This is a genomic window from Paenibacillus sp. JCM 9796 (assembly GCF_055379675.1).
Genome location: NZ_AP043723.1, coordinates 2,545,171 through 2,560,755, shown reverse-complemented (window position 1 = coordinate 2,560,755; position 15,585 = coordinate 2,545,171). Strand labels below are relative to the sequence as shown.

Annotated in this window: 15 protein-coding genes; 9 read left to right on the top strand and 6 right to left on the bottom strand. The window is 56.8% G+C overall.

What is annotated here, in order from left to right; all coding sequences use genetic code 11:
* Nucleotides 1-317: 317 nt before the first annotated feature.
* From ACZ439_RS12335 to ACZ439_RS12325, 3 genes are all read left to right on the top strand, one after another.
* The gene (locus ACZ439_RS12335) at nucleotides 318-734 is read left to right on the top strand and encodes a BlaI/MecI/CopY family transcriptional regulator (RefSeq protein WP_464621036.1); all 417 of its coding nucleotides are present in this window, start codon (nucleotides 318-320) and stop codon (nucleotides 732-734) included.
* Nucleotides 735-737: 3 nt separating this feature from the next.
* A complete protein-coding gene (locus ACZ439_RS12330) occupies nucleotides 738-1,580 on the top strand; it encodes a M56 family metallopeptidase (protein ID WP_054800347.1) in 843 nt (280 codons plus the stop codon).
* Between the two features lie 113 nt (nucleotides 1,581-1,693).
* Nucleotides 1,694-2,389, top strand: coding sequence for a YceI family protein (locus tag ACZ439_RS12325; protein ID WP_054798315.1), 696 nt, complete (start codon nucleotides 1,694-1,696; stop codon nucleotides 2,387-2,389).
* A 172-nt stretch (nucleotides 2,390-2,561) separates the two neighbouring features.
* Here the strand turns inward: ACZ439_RS12325 and ACZ439_RS12320 are convergent, their stop codons facing one another.
* Both ACZ439_RS12320 and ACZ439_RS12315 read right to left on the bottom strand, forming a co-directional pair.
* Nucleotides 2,562-3,371 (bottom strand): hypothetical protein, encoded by an 810-nt coding sequence (locus tag ACZ439_RS12320; RefSeq protein ID WP_054798314.1) that lies wholly within the window; start codon nucleotides 3,369-3,371, stop codon nucleotides 2,562-2,564.
* 15 nt (nucleotides 3,372-3,386) lie between these two features.
* Entirely contained in the window at nucleotides 3,387-5,405 is a 2,019-nt protein-coding gene (locus ACZ439_RS12315; RefSeq protein WP_464621127.1) for a M1 family metallopeptidase, read from the bottom strand.
* A gap of 356 nt (nucleotides 5,406-5,761) precedes the next feature.
* Between ACZ439_RS12315 and ACZ439_RS12310 the strand changes: the two genes are divergently transcribed.
* The gene (locus ACZ439_RS12310) at nucleotides 5,762-6,301 is read left to right on the top strand and encodes a YwhD family protein (protein WP_236595716.1); all 540 of its coding nucleotides are present in this window, start codon (nucleotides 5,762-5,764) and stop codon (nucleotides 6,299-6,301) included.
* A 340-nt stretch (nucleotides 6,302-6,641) separates the two neighbouring features.
* On the opposite strand, the gene ACZ439_RS12305 is transcribed toward ACZ439_RS12310, so the two are convergent.
* Together ACZ439_RS12305 and ACZ439_RS12300 are read right to left on the bottom strand one after the other, a co-directional pair.
* Nucleotides 6,642-6,830, bottom strand: coding sequence for a hypothetical protein (locus ACZ439_RS12305; protein WP_054798081.1), 189 nt, complete (start codon nucleotides 6,828-6,830; stop codon nucleotides 6,642-6,644).
* Nucleotides 6,797-8,860 (bottom strand): transglycosylase domain-containing protein, encoded by a 2,064-nt coding sequence (locus ACZ439_RS12300; protein WP_230876360.1) that lies wholly within the window; start codon nucleotides 8,858-8,860, stop codon nucleotides 6,797-6,799. Before ACZ439_RS12300 ends, ACZ439_RS12305 begins: the two co-directional genes overlap by 34 nt.
* A 254-nt stretch (nucleotides 8,861-9,114) precedes the next feature.
* Between ACZ439_RS12300 and speE the strand changes: the two genes are divergently transcribed.
* The 3 genes from speE (at nucleotide 9,115) to ACZ439_RS12285 (ending at nucleotide 11,507) form a co-directional block, all read left to right on the top strand.
* Nucleotides 9,115-9,942 (top strand): polyamine aminopropyltransferase, encoded by an 828-nt coding sequence (gene speE, locus ACZ439_RS12295; RefSeq protein WP_054800395.1) that lies wholly within the window; start codon nucleotides 9,115-9,117, stop codon nucleotides 9,940-9,942.
* A 21-nt stretch (nucleotides 9,943-9,963) separates the two neighbouring features.
* The gene (gene speB, locus ACZ439_RS12290) at nucleotides 9,964-10,833 is read left to right on the top strand and encodes an agmatinase (RefSeq protein ID WP_054798083.1); all 870 of its coding nucleotides are present in this window, start codon (nucleotides 9,964-9,966) and stop codon (nucleotides 10,831-10,833) included.
* Nucleotides 10,834-10,976: 143 nt separating this feature from the next.
* Complete coding sequence (locus tag ACZ439_RS12285) at nucleotides 10,977-11,507, top strand: DUF3888 domain-containing protein (RefSeq protein WP_464621035.1); 531 nt, start codon at nucleotides 10,977-10,979, stop codon at nucleotides 11,505-11,507.
* Between the two features lie 152 nt (nucleotides 11,508-11,659).
* Here ACZ439_RS12285 and ACZ439_RS12280 read toward each other — a convergent pair whose 3' ends face one another.
* Entirely contained in the window at nucleotides 11,660-12,538 is an 879-nt protein-coding gene (locus tag ACZ439_RS12280; protein ID WP_054798085.1) for a metallophosphoesterase, read from the bottom strand.
* 250 nt (nucleotides 12,539-12,788) lie between these two features.
* On the opposite strand from ACZ439_RS12280, the gene ACZ439_RS12275 reads away from it, so the two are divergent.
* Nucleotides 12,789-13,241: a YwiB family protein gene (locus ACZ439_RS12275; RefSeq protein ID WP_054798086.1), complete on the top strand. Its 453-nt coding sequence runs from the start codon at nucleotides 12,789-12,791 to the stop codon at nucleotides 13,239-13,241.
* A 7-nt stretch (nucleotides 13,242-13,248) separates the two neighbouring features.
* Here the strand turns inward: ACZ439_RS12275 and ACZ439_RS12270 are convergent, their stop codons facing one another.
* Nucleotides 13,249-14,391, bottom strand: a complete 1,143-nt coding sequence (locus tag ACZ439_RS12270) for a S8 family serine peptidase (RefSeq protein WP_054800394.1) — start codon at nucleotides 14,389-14,391, stop codon at nucleotides 13,249-13,251.
* Between the two features lie 578 nt (nucleotides 14,392-14,969).
* Between ACZ439_RS12270 and rpoE the strand changes: the two genes are divergently transcribed.
* The gene (gene rpoE, locus ACZ439_RS12265; protein WP_054798094.1) at nucleotides 14,970-15,548 is read left to right on the top strand and encodes a DNA-directed RNA polymerase subunit delta; all 579 of its coding nucleotides are present in this window, start codon (nucleotides 14,970-14,972) and stop codon (nucleotides 15,546-15,548) included.
* Nucleotides 15,549-15,585 lie beyond the last annotated feature (37 nt).

Here is a 15,585-nt window from a genome sequence, read left to right as displayed (position 1 = left end):
ACGATATCCTTCTTTTGTCACAAACTTGTAATAAATACAGGGATTAAAACGAAACCGGGCGGGTATACTAGATAGATTGACATTGTAAGCGGATACATACAAATGCGGAAGCCGGGCCTTCCGTAATTTTTACACGTGCTTCGTGAACGATTGTCGGAACGCCTCGAAAGCTCGCGATTGCGCATACGAGGGCGGCCGATAGTATCGGTACGGTACCCAGGACCATGGAACAAAGCTGTATAAGACCCGGATTCATTGAGAGGATTTGACAACGCTTTATAGCTTCACTACAATTTGTAGTGTGGGGTGCGTGGCAAATGAAAATTCATAGCTTCAAGTTTTATGAGAAGGGCTTGAAACGGTTCTTCGGACCGCTGGAGTCGAAAGTGCTGGACATCCTGTGGACGCATCCGAATCAGTCCATTAAAGAAGTCCAGAAGAAGCTGGAGCAGCAGGATGAGCATTTGAACTTCAATACGGTCATGACCGTGATGAACCGCTTGGTCGATAAAGGCGTGCTCACGAAGAAACAGGCGGGGCGGGCGTCGGTGTACGAGCCGGTGCATTCAAAAGAACATTTTCTGGATATTCAATCGAGGGAAATTACGCACGAACTGCTCGAAGATTTCGGTCCGCTGGTTGTCAATCATATGCTCGACGCGCTGGAAGAGGCCGATGCGGAGATGATCGAGAAGCTGGAACAAAAAATTAAAGACCTGAAAAAGGAAAGATAGGCCATGTGGGAAAATCGGTCTAGAATGTTATTTGCTTCTGCGTTCGTCCTTGCGCTGATCGTGTGGGCCCAGATGGGGCTATATGCGGCTCATGTTCTGTTCGGCTGGTCGCTTCGGTTCAACGTCTTTGAAATTTGCAGCAGTCTGCTGCAGGCGCTCGGCTTCGATTCGGTGACGCCGCTGCTTAGCGTGCTGGTCGCTTCTACGTTCGGCTTAAGCCTCTGGATCTGGGCGAAGCAAGTCTGCTTGTCGAGGCGGAAGCTGCTCGCTTCCCGGCATGAGCGGTCGACGCAGGAGCTGAACGCCCGGTTCAGCGCGGACAAGCCTGATCTGCTGGTCGTCATGTGCGCGGAGCCGATCGCGCTGACGCTCGGATTGTTCCGGCCGAAGATCATCTTATCGACCGGATTGCTGAAGCTGCTCGATCGCGATGAGCTGGAAGCGGTCGTGTACCACGAGCAGTATCACCGGAATCATCGAGATCCGCTGAAGACGTTCTTGCTGCACCTCGCTTGTTCGGTCATGCGTTATATCCCGATTCTGCGCTGGTGTTACCATCATTATAAGATTGCGCGGGAGATATTGGCCGATCGCGAGGCGATGGCGGTCATGGGATCGCCGGCGAGCTTGGGGAGCGCCTTGTTGAAGCTGATGAAGAAGAGGGAGCGGACCGCTTCGATGGACTTCGCGTACGTCTCTTTCGCAGATACCTCGATTAACTACCGGATCCGGCAAATTCTCGATCCGCAAGGCGAGCCTTCGCTGGGACTGCCGGTAAAGCTGGCGATCGTGTCGCTGCCGGTTGTGGTTTTCCTGTCGGGTTTGTTTTTCTTGTCGCTGCTTTAAGTTGAAGCCGTGGCGTTTGAGCGAGTCATATCGCGGATCGGTCCCGTTAAGGGATTTTTCTTTATACAATTACACTACGAATTGTAGTGTTAACAATTGAAGGAGGCGTATTGATGACAACGAAAACACTCGCATTTTCCGCAGGAGTCGCAGTTGTGTTACTAGCCGGGGCCTACGGCGCGTACGATTATTTTGCCGGCAATCATATCGAGGTGAAGGAGGTCATTCCGGCCTCCGCGCCAGTCGGCGGAGCCGCTGCGACGGGACAAGCCATCAAGGCGGAGCAGATCGACGGGAAGTGGTCGGTGCTGCCGGCATCGGAGGTGTATTTCTCCGTTACTACGTCGAAGGAGACGGTGAATTTTGTCGTGACGCCGACTCAGGGAAGCTGGGAGCTGAACACGGCCGATGCGTCGAGGACGACGGCCGAAGGCAAAATCGAGACGAGTGCGCTGCAGTCGGGAAATCCGCAGCGCGACAACCATATTAAGAGCAAAGATTATTTCGACACAGCGCAGTTCCCGGAAGCGGTGTTCACCGCCAAGTCGTTCGACCAGCTGCCGCAGGCATGGAAGGAGGGCGAGAAAGTCGGTTTTCAAATGAGCGGTACGCTGCAAGTGAAGGACAGGAAGAAGGACGTGACGTTCCGGAGCGAGGCCTTGTATGAGCAAGGGCAGCTGAGGCTGGAAGGCAGTACGGTCGTGACGTTCGCCGATTTCGGCATGAAAAATCCGCACACCGTGGCGCTCGACACGCAGAATGACATCCAAGTGCAGCTTCGGCTTGTGCTCGAGAAGGCGCAGGGGTAATGGATAGGGAAGCGCGGGGCGAAGGCGCGGTTTGCGGATGGGCGCTGGGGTCGTTGGCGGCTGCGGTCCGCACGCACGGCTGGGCCGCACTGCCGATATCGGGAGATATCGCGCAGCGAGGCCAAGGCCGCTGCTGCGTCCTTGGCCTCTTCGCCGTGCGTCGCGCACGCCGCTACGCTTTCTCCGTCCAAAGCGCGAATTGCGTGCCGATCGCCCATACTTTAAAGAACATTTGCGCCAGGCGGAACACCTGGACGGCGAGCAGGGCCAGGAAGCCGGCCCAGAAGAAGGACGCCGCCATCACGGCCGCCGTCGCCAGAAGCCCCAGACCGAGCACGGTAAGCGCGGCCAGTACGATTGCCGGCAGGTGGCGGACGATAAAGAGGCAGGTGAACAGCATCGAACGTCCGCTTGCTTTGCCGATCTGCAGGTACATGAAGACGAGCTGGATGAGCAGCAGGTAGACTGCGAACGCCGAAAGTGCAGGCAGCAGCGCGCGCACAAGCCCCGAGTAGGACACTTGCGAGCCGAACAGCTCGGTGGCCAGCGGTACGAGCCATACGAGCGGAGCCAGCGTCAGCAGCAGTTGAGCGGCGTAGAATCCGAAATAGGGCAGCGTCAGCCTGCGGATGCCTTCCACGAACCGGTAGCCGGCGTTCATGTCACGGTTCTGAAGCGAGTAGTAGACACCGGCATTCAGCAACGGATGCAGCAGCATCCGAAGCGCAAGCAGCGCTAGTCCCCACCAGAGGAAGGGCTCGATCAGGTTTGTCTTCATCAGCTGGAATTGGCTTTCAATCCAGAACAGCTGCACGGCTTCCTTCGACAGCTCCGTCGGGTAGCGGTGAAGCAAGGGCAACACAACCGACTGGACCAGCTTGTAGAGGGCGATACCCCAAGCCAGATGGTATACAAATAAGGTGAAGACGGCGAACGGCTGCCCCCAGGCGATCGACCAGCCCGATTTAACGCGATTCCACATGTGTACGAACCCTCCTCACCACGCGACCCAGCCGAACAAGGTCTCCAGTATTTTAACGATGCCCATATTCCAGCGGACGGACAGCTTCGTATCCACGTTCGTCTTCATAAAGCCGTTAATCCGCTTGTTTTCCAGCACGATCGTATGCTGCGGATCGATCGCCGCCCAGTCGAGCGTCGCGGCATGCGTCAGCTTGTAGATGATTTCGCTCTCAGAGCCGTTCCATGTCTTATCGATTTGCGTGCCGTCGGCAAAGTGGAATCGAACCGGGACGCTCGGGACGGTGCCGCCGAGCTTGCGCAGTTTGACGCTGTTCTCGTACACCGTTTGGCCGTTCTCCGTCATCTTCTTCGTCTGGATCCCCGCCACTTCATAATTGGCCATCATGCCGCCGTACACATATTGATCGAAAAATTCTTTCCAGCTCGATTTCGTCACATCTTCCACGGTGCGTTGAAAATCTTCGGTGGACGGATGCTTGAACTTCCAGCGCTGGAAGTACGTCCGCATAATTTTATTCATCGTCTCCTGGCCCGCTTGCCCTTCTATCGCCTTCAGCACGAGCTTGGCCCGGGTATAGACATTCTCGGCGTAGTTGCCGTGCCCCGCATAGTTCCAGGCGTTCAGCTTGAGTGAAGCAGGGGCGGTGATGTAGCTCGATTCGACGAGACGGTTCGAACGCACGCCGTACTCTTTCTCCATCAGCCTATCTTCGGCGTAGGACGTGAACCCTTCGTCCAGCCAGGCTTCCTCGAATTCGTTGCTGGCTACCATGCCGTAAAAAAACTGATGCCCGATCTCATGAACGATGACGCGTTCGAGCTCAAGGCTCGGGTTGTCTTCGCCTGCTCCCCAAGCGGTGACGAGCGTCGGATACTCCATACCGCCGGCGCCGTTGCCGTTCTCCGGAGGCACGACAATGGACAGTGTCGAGTAAGGATAGCTGCCGTACCATTCCGAATAGCGGGCGAGCGCTTTTTTCGCGGCCGTCATATAACGCGCTTTCAGATGCTCGTGCTTCGGATCGAGATACAGCTTGATCCGGACGCCAGGCAAATCCTTGGTGGCATAAGGCTCCTCGAAGTAGACGAAGTTCGGTGAGGCGGCCCAGGCGAAATCGTGAACGTCGTCGGCGTAGAAGGTATAGAGCCGCGTCTTGCCGTCGTTCACAACAGGTTTGGTCGGGAATCCGCTCGCCGCCACGGTATAGCCCACCGGCACGCGCAGCTTCACATTGTAGATGCCGAAGTCGGCATAAAACTCGGAGTTCCCGTGATACTGGTGCAAATTCCAGCCTTCTTCCGCTTGCCCGCGCGTTCCTTTGGGCTCATAGACGGCGATTTTCGGGTACCACTGCCCCGCCATCATGAAGTCGCCGGCGTACCCCATACGCGCAAACACTTGCGGCAGCTGCACCGTGAACGAGGTGAGCAGCGTCACCTGCTCGCCCGGGGCGACAGCCTTCGGCAGCGGCACCTTCACGAGCGTCCGGTCATGAACGTTGCCGTCGTCCGGCTGCACGTACTCGATCCGGTCGGTCAGCTCCGTTTCATTCCCGTTCAGCATTTGAATGGAAATGAGCTTCATGCTCCCGTAGTTGTCTTCCGTGCTTGCATCCTCGCGCAGCTTGCCGCCGGACTCCTGCATGAACGTCGTTTTTTTCGATTCGAACGCATTCGGATACAAGTGGAAGTACAGATCCTGGACCGGGACACTGCCGGGGTTTTTCCAAGTGAGGGAGGAGGTGCCGTGAATCAGTTTGCCCTCGGCGTCGAACTCAGCGTTCAGGTGGTATTCGACGATGCGGTTGGACAAGGGTCTGGGCGAAGGCTTCTCAACCGGCCTCGCCGGCAAGCTCGGCGGCGCGGGCGGAGGCGCCGCAGGCTCGGTAACCCGCCCGCTGACCGGCAGCGCTTCGCTGCCAGGCAAGAATAAGCCGGTGGACGAGCCGTCCGCTTGCCCCCGGGCGGACGGCCAGGCCGGCGCCGCGACCACCGCGTGCGCATGCTCGCCCGCGGTGCGGGCCGGCTTCAGGGCAAGAGGGCCCGGCGCAGAGGCGTCCGGCCTGGCGGAAGCCGCAGTGGCAGCGCTGTAGGGCAGCTGCCAGCCTCCGTCCGCATCGCCTGTCCGTATTTCGTTCGAAAAAATCGCGCCTGGCAGCAGGGCGCTGCTGCAGGCGAGGACCGTCACGCAGCCCCATATGGCAAGTCGGTTGCCGAGTCGTTTACTCATCGATTTTCACCCCGTTGACAAGCATCTAAGGCATGTATATGTAACGGGACAAGAAACCATGAACAAAAAATTGTCAAGCCTCACTGTTTCATGGATAATAAAAGAAAGACGGGTAGACGTTAAACCTATGAAGGTAGTGAAAGGAAGGGGATGTAACGGTGGATACAAAGGATTTGGGCGCCGGCGGACAGGCGAATGCGGAGTCTGGCGAGAAGAAGAAACTGCCGGCTTTAAATATCGTCAATAAAAAAGAAACGAAGCACCGCGGCTTCGGGCAGGGCTCGATTGATTTAAGTCAATTGTCCAGCGTTATTATCGATGGAGACGAGGCGTACTTGGACTTAGGCGCGCTGCATGCGAAGAGCAGGGTGGAGAAGGGAATCAAGTTTTCGCCGAACAAGGATGAAGTGCCGAACGGCCGGCCTTGCTGGATCGTTTGGGTGGCCGTCGACTTCCATGAGGACGGCAAATATTACGCCGGCGTAACCTCCTGCGAGATGACCGTCGATCCGGACAACCGCCGCGGCTGGAAAGTTCTTGCCGATCACGTCAACCGGATGGACTATGCGCTCAAGCGCAAAATTATGGTCGACAATCTGGGAGAGAAGGAAAAGGCGCTGCTCAAAAACCTGCTGATCGAGAACGATCCGGGGATGTGGGAACGGTCGGACGAGTCGCTAAAGACGGCGCTTGCTTAAATTTTTGTACATTATGTGACGGTATTGTGTCACCATCCATAACGATGTATACTAATGCCTAGTATATGCATCATATACTAGGACAGCAGGAAGGCAGACCTCTCGGTCTGCCTTTTTGTGTTGTCCGGCGAAGCCGGGCCTTCTGCGCCAAAGCGGCCATGCGCCTGACATCCATGAGGGGCTGCGCGATCGCTAGCACGGGACAATTCCGTTATTTCCGCCGCGCGTCTGTCGTTATCACCGGAAAGGCGAGCGTTCAAACGAAAAGGACCCCTCGGGCAAACGGATCAACGATCCGGCTTGCCGGGAGCCCCTCTTGCCGCCTATGTTTGACCTGCCGTCAACCTTCTGCCAACGCTACCCTGCGCCTGTTTACGCGCGCGGGGTCTGTCCAGGCTATCAACAGTCCGCCAATGCGTCTGTACAGCTGCGCCTGCATCAACCTCAACCGTCTGCCCTTGCCGCCTTCCGCTTGCTTGCGTGCCATTGCAGCTGTCAGCTCGCCCACCAGCGCTTCAAATCGTTCCACCACGAGCCGCCGGTTTTGCCCGGATCCTGCTTAACCGGCTCGTCCTTCACCGGCTCCTGCGAGCAGTATTCCTTCGGCTCCGTGCCTTGGATGAAGGCTTCCATCCGCGATTTCGGGCAGCTGTCGTTGGCGAGCTTGCCTGTTGCGGGATCAATGTAGACGTTGACCACGCCCTCGGGAATCGGAAACATCTTCGGAGGCACGGATTCCAGAGTCCGCTCCGTGAACTCGGCGAAGATCGGCGCCGCCAGGTGCGATTCGACATTACCGATGTTGCGGTCCTTGTCGTACCCGACCCAGACGGCCGTCGACAGCTCGGGCGTATACCCGACCATCCAGGCGTCCGTGTTGGTTGTGCCGGTTTTGCCGGCGACCGGACGCTTCAGGACGCTGGACACGCGGCTGCCCGTGCCTCCCTGATCGAACACGCTCTCCATCAGCTGCGTCATGACGTACGTGTAGGCCGGCTCAATGATCGTTTCCTCCGAAGGGCTCGCTTCGTACAGCACCCGCCCGCGCCGGTCCTCGATGCGCAGAATGGCCGTCGGCGCAGCGCGCACCCCTTGATTGGCGAAGATGCCGAACGCGGAAGCCATCTCGTACGGGCTCACCGGGAACACGCCCAGCGCAAGGGACGGCAGCGGCTCCATCGGGCTCGTGATGCCCATCCTGCGCGCCATGTCGATGACGCGGTCCGGTCCGGCTTCCAGCGCCGTGTGCACGGCGAAAATATTGTCCGACTTGGCGATCGCCGTCCGCATGTCGATCCAATCGAAATACTTGCCGTCGTAATTGCTCGGCGTATAGGATTTGCGGCCTTGATCGTAGGTGAACGTGGTCGGTTCGCTTTTGAAACGCGAGACCGGGGTGAACTGCTTCTCCTTCAGCGCCGTTAAATAGACGATCGGCTTGAACGAGGAGCCCGGCTGCCTAGTACTGGCGAAGGCCCGGTTATACTGGTTGTCCGCATAGCTGCGGCCGCCGACCATCGCCTTTACATACCCGTTGCGCGGATCGATCGAGACGAGCGCGGTTTGCAGCTCAGGGTAAGGCTCCAGCTGTTTGCGGATCACTTCTTCCGCGATTTGCTGGGCATTCAAGTCGAGCGTGGTAAAGATGCGCAGCCCCATATCTTCGTATTCTTTTTCCTCGATGCCGAGCAGCTCGGTCGCCTGACTGCGAATGTAGTCGCGGAAGTAGGGGGCGGTCACCGTCGTTTTCTTCGCCTCCAGCGGCATGATTTTGAGCTTCTCGCGCGCCGCCTTATCCGCTTCTTGCTGCGTGATGTAACCGGCTTCGACCATCGTCTGCAGCACCGTCTTTTGACGCCCGAGCGCATTCTCAAGGTCATAATAAGGCGAATAATAGCGCGGTCCCTTCGGAATGCCTGCCAGCAGCGCGCTCTCGGCCAACGTGAGATCGTGGGCGCTCTTGCCGAAGAAAAGCTGGGAAGCCGATTGAATGCCGTATGTGGAATGGCCGTAATAAATTTGATTTAAATATTGCTCCAAAATTTGATCCTTGCTCATCTGCAGCTCCATCTGCACGGCATAATACGTCTCCTTCAGCTTGCGCGACCATGTCCGCTCATGGGTCAAGTACATATTGCGCGCGAGCTGCTGCGTAATCGTGCCGGCGCCCTGCACTTTGGACATATGCTGCAGGTTCACGATTGCGGCGCGGGCGATCCCTTTCGGATCGAAGCCGTAATGGTCGTAGAAGCTGCGGTCCTCGATCGCCAGCGTCGCCTCCACGATGCTGGGCGCCATCTCCTGCAGCGGCACGGTTTGCGAGTTTTTCCCGCCTCCTCCGTACGCTTCGATCAACTTGCCGTGCACGTCGTACAGCTCCGAGGCCGCCGCCATCTTGGAGACGGGCAGCGCTTGCGAACGCATGAACAGCAGCCCCACGATGCCGCAGGCGGCCCCGAGGATGAGGCAGGTGAAGGTGAACGACAGGAACGTGCGGAAGCGTCCCTTTTTGCGACTATGATGAAATTCGTCGGCATCGGTAATGCGTTGCCCGGACAATAGCTGACCCTCCTTGGCGACCGCTCCTTCCTTGCGGAAAGAGCGATGCGGTAAGATGCTCACGATAAGTGCTATTAACCAGTATGGAAAAACATAGAAAGACGTATTCAGCCGGCTGTGTCCAAAACGTTAATTTTTTTTAAATTTACCGTTCCGGAGCGCGTTCGTATTTGCATTTTCAGGGTAATCTACTATAATACAATTTGACATGTAAGGCCCGCGGTTCGTTAACTCAGAAAGGTGGCTTGCGCGCAATGGAATTATGGTATACAGAGAAGCAAACGGAGAACTTCGGCATCACCGCCAAAATTAAAGAAACGCTGGTTACGGAGAAAACCGATTTTCAAGATCTCGCGATGATCGACACTGCCGAATGGGGCAAAATGCTCGTGCTCGACGGCATGGTGATGACGACGGTTAAAGACGAGTTCGTTTATCATGAAATGGTGGCGCATCCGGCGCTGTACACACACCCGAATCCGAAGCACGTGCTCGTGGTCGGCGGCGGCGACGGCGGCGTCATCCGCGAAGTGCTGAAGCACCCGGAAGTGGAGAAGGCTGTGCTTGTCGAAATCGACGGCAAAGTCATCGAGTACTCGAAGCAATACTTGCCTTCGATCGCCGGCGAATTGGACAACCCCCGCGTGCAAGTGATCGTCAACGACGGTTACATGCACATCCACGAGCACAAAAACACGTACGACGTCATCATGGTCGATTCCACCGAGCCGGTTGGCCCAGCCGTGAATCTCTTCACGCAAGGCTTCTACAAGGGCATCTTCGACGCGCTGAAGGAAGACGGCATTTTCGTGGCACAGACGGACAACCCTTGGTTCAAAGCGGACTTGATCCAAACCGTCAATCGCGATGTAAAGGAAATTTTCCCGATCGTGCGCGTGTATGTGGCGAATATTCCGACATACCCGAGCGGTTTGTGGACGTTCACGATGGGCAGCAAGAAGTACGATCCGCTGGCTGTTGACGAAACGGCCATTCCGGAGATCGATACGAAATACTACACGCCGCGCCTGCACAAGGCGGCATTCGCGCTTCCGAAATTCGTGGAAGACTTGACGAAATAGGCTGAGGGAGACGTAATCCACATGAAAATCGATCAAAAATATTCCGGTAACGTCTTTATTCTCAGCTCCGACGATTATGCGTCCTCCCGCGCCGTCATTTACGGCATGCCGATGGACTATACGGTCAGCTTCCGTCCCGGTTCCCGGTTCGGCCCGGCGCGCATCCGCGAAGTGTCGATCGGTCTGGAGGAATACAGCCCGTACCTCGATAAAAGCTTGGAGGATATTACGTATTTCGACGCCGGCGATCTGCTGCTGCCGTTCGGCAACGCCGGACGGAGTCTGGAAGTGATCGGCGAATACGTAAGCGGCCTGCTCGCGGACGGCAAATTCCCGTTCGGTCTTGGCGGCGAGCATCTCGTCTCTTGGCCGGTCATCCAGGAAGTGTACAAGAAGTACCCGGATCTTGCGTTGATTCATATCGATGCGCACGCCGACCTGCGTGAGCACTATGAAGGCGAACCGCTGTCCCACTCGACGCCGGTCCGCAAAGCGGCTGCGCTTATGGGCGGCAAGAATATTTACCAATTCGGCATCCGCTCGGGCTCCCGCGAGGAGTTCCAGTTCGGGCGCGAGCATATCAATTTCTATCCGTTCGAAGTGTTGGAGCCGTTGAAAAAGGTGCTGCCGGAGCTTGCCGGCCGTCCCGTTTACCTGACGATCGACATCGACGTGCTTGACCCGTCCTGCGCACCGGGCACCGGTACCGCCGAAGCGGGCGGCATTACGTCGAAGGAACTGCTCGCTGCCATTCATGCGATGGCTGCGTCGGAGCTTAACTTTGTCGGCGCCGATATCGTGGAAGTGGCTCCCGCCTACGACCCGACGGAGCAAACACAGATCGTCGCCAGCAAGCTGATGCGCGAAATATTGCTGGGTCTGGTGAAGTAAGCGAGAGCAGCTGCACAGCGGTTGAACAAGAGTTGCGGCCGGACTTCACGCCTTAGGGCGGGGGGCCGGCTTTTTTTCGTTTGGCCGGCAAGCATCGGGGCTGCGGCGCGATTGCTCCTTCCCTTGAGTGATGCTGCGGCGGGTTGGCCATAATATCCCCAAATCGAGTCAAGGGGGAGTTCACCATCATCAAGCGAGTCGCCTTGGGGCTGACGTCGGGATTTCTGCTGCTTGCCGCCACACTGTCCGTTTCGGCTGATGAGCCGTCATCGCAGACGAAGGAGCAGCTGCTTGAAGAGACGCTGATCGTGCGCTACCTGCCCTTGCTCATGCAAAGTGTCCGCGAACCGTTCTACTGCGAGCGTGTTTTGCAAATTCGGCAGTTGAACCGCAGCAACCGGGAACATGAAGTGACCGTTGGCGTCGTCACATTCCAGGGGCCTCATAATCCGCCGCATGATTTGGTCGAGGTGACGCTGACAGACGTACCCGGAGACGAAGGGGTTCGGGTGCGTCGGGTTGAGCGAACCGCCAATGCCCCGATCGAGCGGATCCGCAGACACTGCAGTCCCGAGGGTGTTCCGGCGCTGGTTTCGTTGGAGCCGAACGCTGCAGCCGGCCGGCTTGCGGTGTTCTTTGACCATCGACAGCTCGCCGATGTACGGGGTCATTGATGCGATTGCCGTCGCTGGGTTGATTGGACGGCTCGGGGCATGCCCGATTTGCTTGTAGAGCTGGTCGGGCGACCCGTAGAAGCCGTACAGGGAAATGGGGCTGGAGAGCTGTATCTTGGATTGACTTTAGCCGTTCGCAGGGCAGGTGCGTCTTACCCGCGCTGCAAAGTAATGAAGGTTAATTCAGGCCTGCATAGAAACCGGATCGGATGCTGCGAAACGCCAATGCCCCGGTTGACATATAAACGGAAATGATTGGCGCCCAGCGCATATTCGCCGATGACATACTTTTTGCCGAATTTCGGCGTCACTACATGCCCATAGAACGGGAGTCTCACTTGACCGCCGTGACTGTGCCCGGACAGCTGCAGATCGACCGGGTGCTGTACCGCCGTGTCCGCGAAATCCGGACTATGCGACAGCAGCAGCGTGAATGCGTCCTTCGGTACCTTTTCCAGTGCTTTCCCAATATCCGGCTTGCCGTGCCACATATCTTCCACACCGGCTACCCAGAACATGCCGCTCTCGCTTTGCACGCGGGAGGCGGCATTGCGCAGCGTACGGAAGCCGCCGGCTTCGAGCGTCCTGGCGACGTTCGCCGGGCCGCTGAAATAATCGTGATTGCCGAGCACCGCGAATTTCCCGAGCTTGGCCTGCATCCTGCCTAAAGCTTCGGCGTAGGCGGGGCCGTCGGCGCCGATCGCGTAATCGATGAGATCGCCCGTGAAGCAGACCAGATCGGGATTCAGTCGGTTGATCGTCTCCGCCAACCGCTCCAAGTCTTCCGCGTTATAATGAAAGCCCAGATGCGTATCGCTGAACTGGACGACGGTTAAACCGTTCAGCGCCTGCGGCAAGCGCGGGGCTTCCAGCTTCAAGCGTACGATGTCAAGCCATTTCGGCTCGGCGTAACGGGCGTAAGCGAGGGCGGTTGGCGGAATTGCCATCGTGCCGAGCACGGTCAAAGCCGCCTTTTTCAAAAATGATCTTCTCGTCAGCTTGCGCTTTCTGGGAGAGGGGTTCGGTATCATGTAGGAATAGGCCTCCGGCATCGTGATGAAACCATGTACAACGTTAGACGCAGCAGGGGCCGCTTAGGTTTCCTTTTTGCTGCCCGGCAGATAAGATTTCGTTTTACTTGTTTTCCCGAATGAACCTTGACATCCGTATCGTTCCTTGTTATATAAGACGGGAGCTGGTTGTCCGGGTAAGCCGTCTATATAACCTTGGGTCAAATAGACAACGCCCGGTTGAATACGTTTTGCGAAAGAGATGAAGAACATGACCAAACTAGAGGGGCCGGCCGGGTCAGGGAAGATTGCGGTCCGCATCCGCCTGCAAAGCACGCTGGGGGGCGAACGCATCGTGCGCGACATGACCGGCGAATGGTTCCCGAAGGGCGACCACTATTATATCCGGTACGAAGAGCCTGAGGAAGCGGAGATGGGCCATACGGTGACGACGCTGCAGGTCAAAGCGGATGAAATCCGCATTGTACGGTTCGGCGACGTGCGCTTCGAGCAGACGATTGCCGCCGGTCGCCGCCATATCGGGTACATGCAGACGCCGCACGGCCGAATGGAGATCGAGACGCGCACGCACGGCTTGTCCGTCGAGCGGGCGGAAGGACTGGCGCTGCCAGTTACCTTACGCTGGGCTTACAACTTAACGGTTATGGGTGAAGCGGCCGGCGACTACGCCATCGAGTTGACCGCCTCCCCAACACACGGTTGATCTATTATTATTTTTTTTTCCGGAATAAGGCGCTGACTGTGCGCAGCGCATGAAGCTCCTTGATGCAGTCGCGTTTGCCGGGCTTGAGGATCAGACGCGCATTTTTGCGAAGCAGCATGCGAATGCGCAGCGGCTTGAGGTCGGGCTTGAGGGAAAGCATCAGCGCTACGACGCCGGTCACGTGCGAGGTGGCCATCGACGTGCCGCTCAGCTCCCGGTACTTGCCTTGCAGCCAGGTCGAATAAATGTTCTCGCCCGGCGCATAAATGTCGATTTGCTTGCCGTCGTTGCTGAAGCTGGCGATCCGTCCGCGGCGGGTCGTGGCGCCGACGGCAATGACTTGGGGGAAGCGGGCGGGGTAATCGATCTCGGCCCGCTTGCCTTCGTTGCCGGACGACGCGATGACGATGATGCCGGCCCGATAGGCGCTGAGCACGGCAGCTTCAAGCGCTTTACTGTACGTTCTCATGCCAAAGCTCATGTTGATGATATCCATGCCGTTCGCCACGCACCAATCGATGCCTTTGACGATGTCGGAGACGAAGGCGCCGCCTTGATTGTCGAATGCTTTCACCGGATGAATCAACGCTTGCGGCGCAACCCCTACGATTCCGCGTTGGTTGGTATAAGCGGCGATCGTGCCGGCGATGTGCGTGCCGTGGCCGTTATCGTCGATCGGGTACGGCTGGTGGCTCAACACATTGATGCCCCGAGATAAGCAATGACGCAGATCGGGGTGCGAATAATCGGCGCCGGTGTCGATAACGGCGATACGGATTTGGTCGCCTCTCGATTTCGACCATACTTCCGGGGCGCGGATATGGCGGATGCCCCAAGGGATCTTGACGGCCTCCGGATCGGCGGCAGCCGGTGTGCCCGCGTACAGCGAAGACGAGCCGGAGCTCGGGCCCCGTGCGTGTAAGCGGATGCGCACATCGGCTTCGACCGACTGAACGAAGGGAGTGGACGCGATCCTGTCCACGGAGCTCAGCGGACAGGAGATGGCTCGGATCAAGCGCAGCGGCCGGACTTGGCGCAGCTGGGGAAACGATTTCGACTTGAGGTTCATATGACATGCGAAAGCGTCGTAATCTTGGGCGGTCGCGAATCGGATAATGTGCCGACGTTCAAGCTCTGCCGTGTCCTTCATGGCTTGATGCAGGCATTCGGCGAATGACGATGGATCCAGAGTCGATCCCCCCCTACTATGAAAATCGTGCCAAAGCATTTTCATCCGAAGGCGATGTTGAAAAATGAAGATTCATAGGCGCTTTGGACGTCAACTTAGGGCTATTCCATGCGTTATTTTATGTAGGGGCGTTTCCTTGCGTATAAACGCATGTTCCTATAAAAAATAAATGGGTGTCCAACCGTGTCAAAGTTTGGCCGGATACATACGATAATTTAGAGAGGGAGTTCTTTAACTCCGTTTTCTATAGGGTCAAAGCGCGGAAACGGTTACGGGCCGCTCTCTCGCCTTTGTGGGTTACAGTCGGGACGAAGGATCCCGCTTGCTGAAGCCTCCGGTCCAGACCGGCAGCTCAGCGGCGAGGTCCTTTGTTTCATTAGTAACGGATAACCCGGAAACTTGCGCGGGACTTGCGGCAGACCAGTTGCTTTTTTACATAAAATAAGGTTTACTTATTGGAGATAGTGGATATTTTAGTATGAAGGCGGCCAGCCGCCGGATGAAACTGTTTGATAATGTCGGAAGGGATGTGCCCTGTAATGAGTGCTCAGAACCTGCTTAAAATGAGCGCGGAGCAAGCCAAAGAAATGCCAATGGTGGATCTGGCGTTCGAGCTCTTGAAAGCGGCGAACACGCCGTATTACTATCGGGATTTGATGGCGGAAATCGCCAAGATTAAAGGATTGTCCGATGATGAAGTGATGCAAGTCATTGCTCAACTATATACTGAGATCAATATCGACGGCCGCTTCGCCTGCGTCGGAACGAACTTGTGGGGGCTGAAGCGCTGGTATCCGGTCGAGAAATCCGAGGATTCCATGGGCAGCGGCAAACGTCCGCGTATCATCAACGATGAAGATGACGATTTGGACGACGAGGATCTGTTCGCCGAGGAAGAAGATACGTTTGTCGAAGAAGAGGAATACGATTCTTACGATACGCCTCGCGACGAATTCGATACGGAGGAAGAAATCGAAGAAGAGACCGAATTTTTCGAGGACGAAGAAATTGTAGAAGAAGAGCTCGATGAAGTGGCGATCGATGAAGAAGAGTCCGATGAGGAAGAAGAGTTGGACGAAGCTGATAACGATTCGGACGACGACGAGGACGGGAAGTAATCATCTGCCATTTGTCGGTTGTCCTTGACAGTGTGTA

Coding starts and splice junctions, on each gene's coding strand:
- ACZ439_RS12335 (WP_464621036.1), top strand. CDS start 318: ATGAAAATTCATAGCTTCAAGTTTTATGAGAAGGGCTTGAAACGGTTC.
- ACZ439_RS12330 (WP_054800347.1), top strand. CDS start 738: ATGTGGGAAAATCGGTCTAGAATGTTATTTGCTTCTGCGTTCGTCCTT.
- ACZ439_RS12325 (WP_054798315.1), top strand. CDS start 1,694: ATGACAACGAAAACACTCGCATTTTCCGCAGGAGTCGCAGTTGTGTTA.
- ACZ439_RS12320 (WP_054798314.1), bottom strand. CDS start 3,371: ATGTGGAATCGCGTTAAATCGGGCTGGTCGATCGCCTGGGGGCAGCCG.
- speE (WP_054800395.1), top strand. CDS start 9,115: ATGGAATTATGGTATACAGAGAAGCAAACGGAGAACTTCGGCATCACC.
- speB (WP_054798083.1), top strand. CDS start 9,964: ATGAAAATCGATCAAAAATATTCCGGTAACGTCTTTATTCTCAGCTCC.
- ACZ439_RS12280 (WP_054798085.1), bottom strand. CDS start 12,538: ATGATACCGAACCCCTCTCCCAGAAAGCGCAAGCTGACGAGAAGATCA.
- ACZ439_RS12275 (WP_054798086.1), top strand. CDS start 12,789: ATGACCAAACTAGAGGGGCCGGCCGGGTCAGGGAAGATTGCGGTCCGC.
- ACZ439_RS12270 (WP_054800394.1), bottom strand. CDS start 14,391: ATGAAGGACACGGCAGAGCTTGAACGTCGGCACATTATCCGATTCGCG.
- rpoE (WP_054798094.1), top strand. CDS start 14,970: ATGAGTGCTCAGAACCTGCTTAAAATGAGCGCGGAGCAAGCCAAAGAA.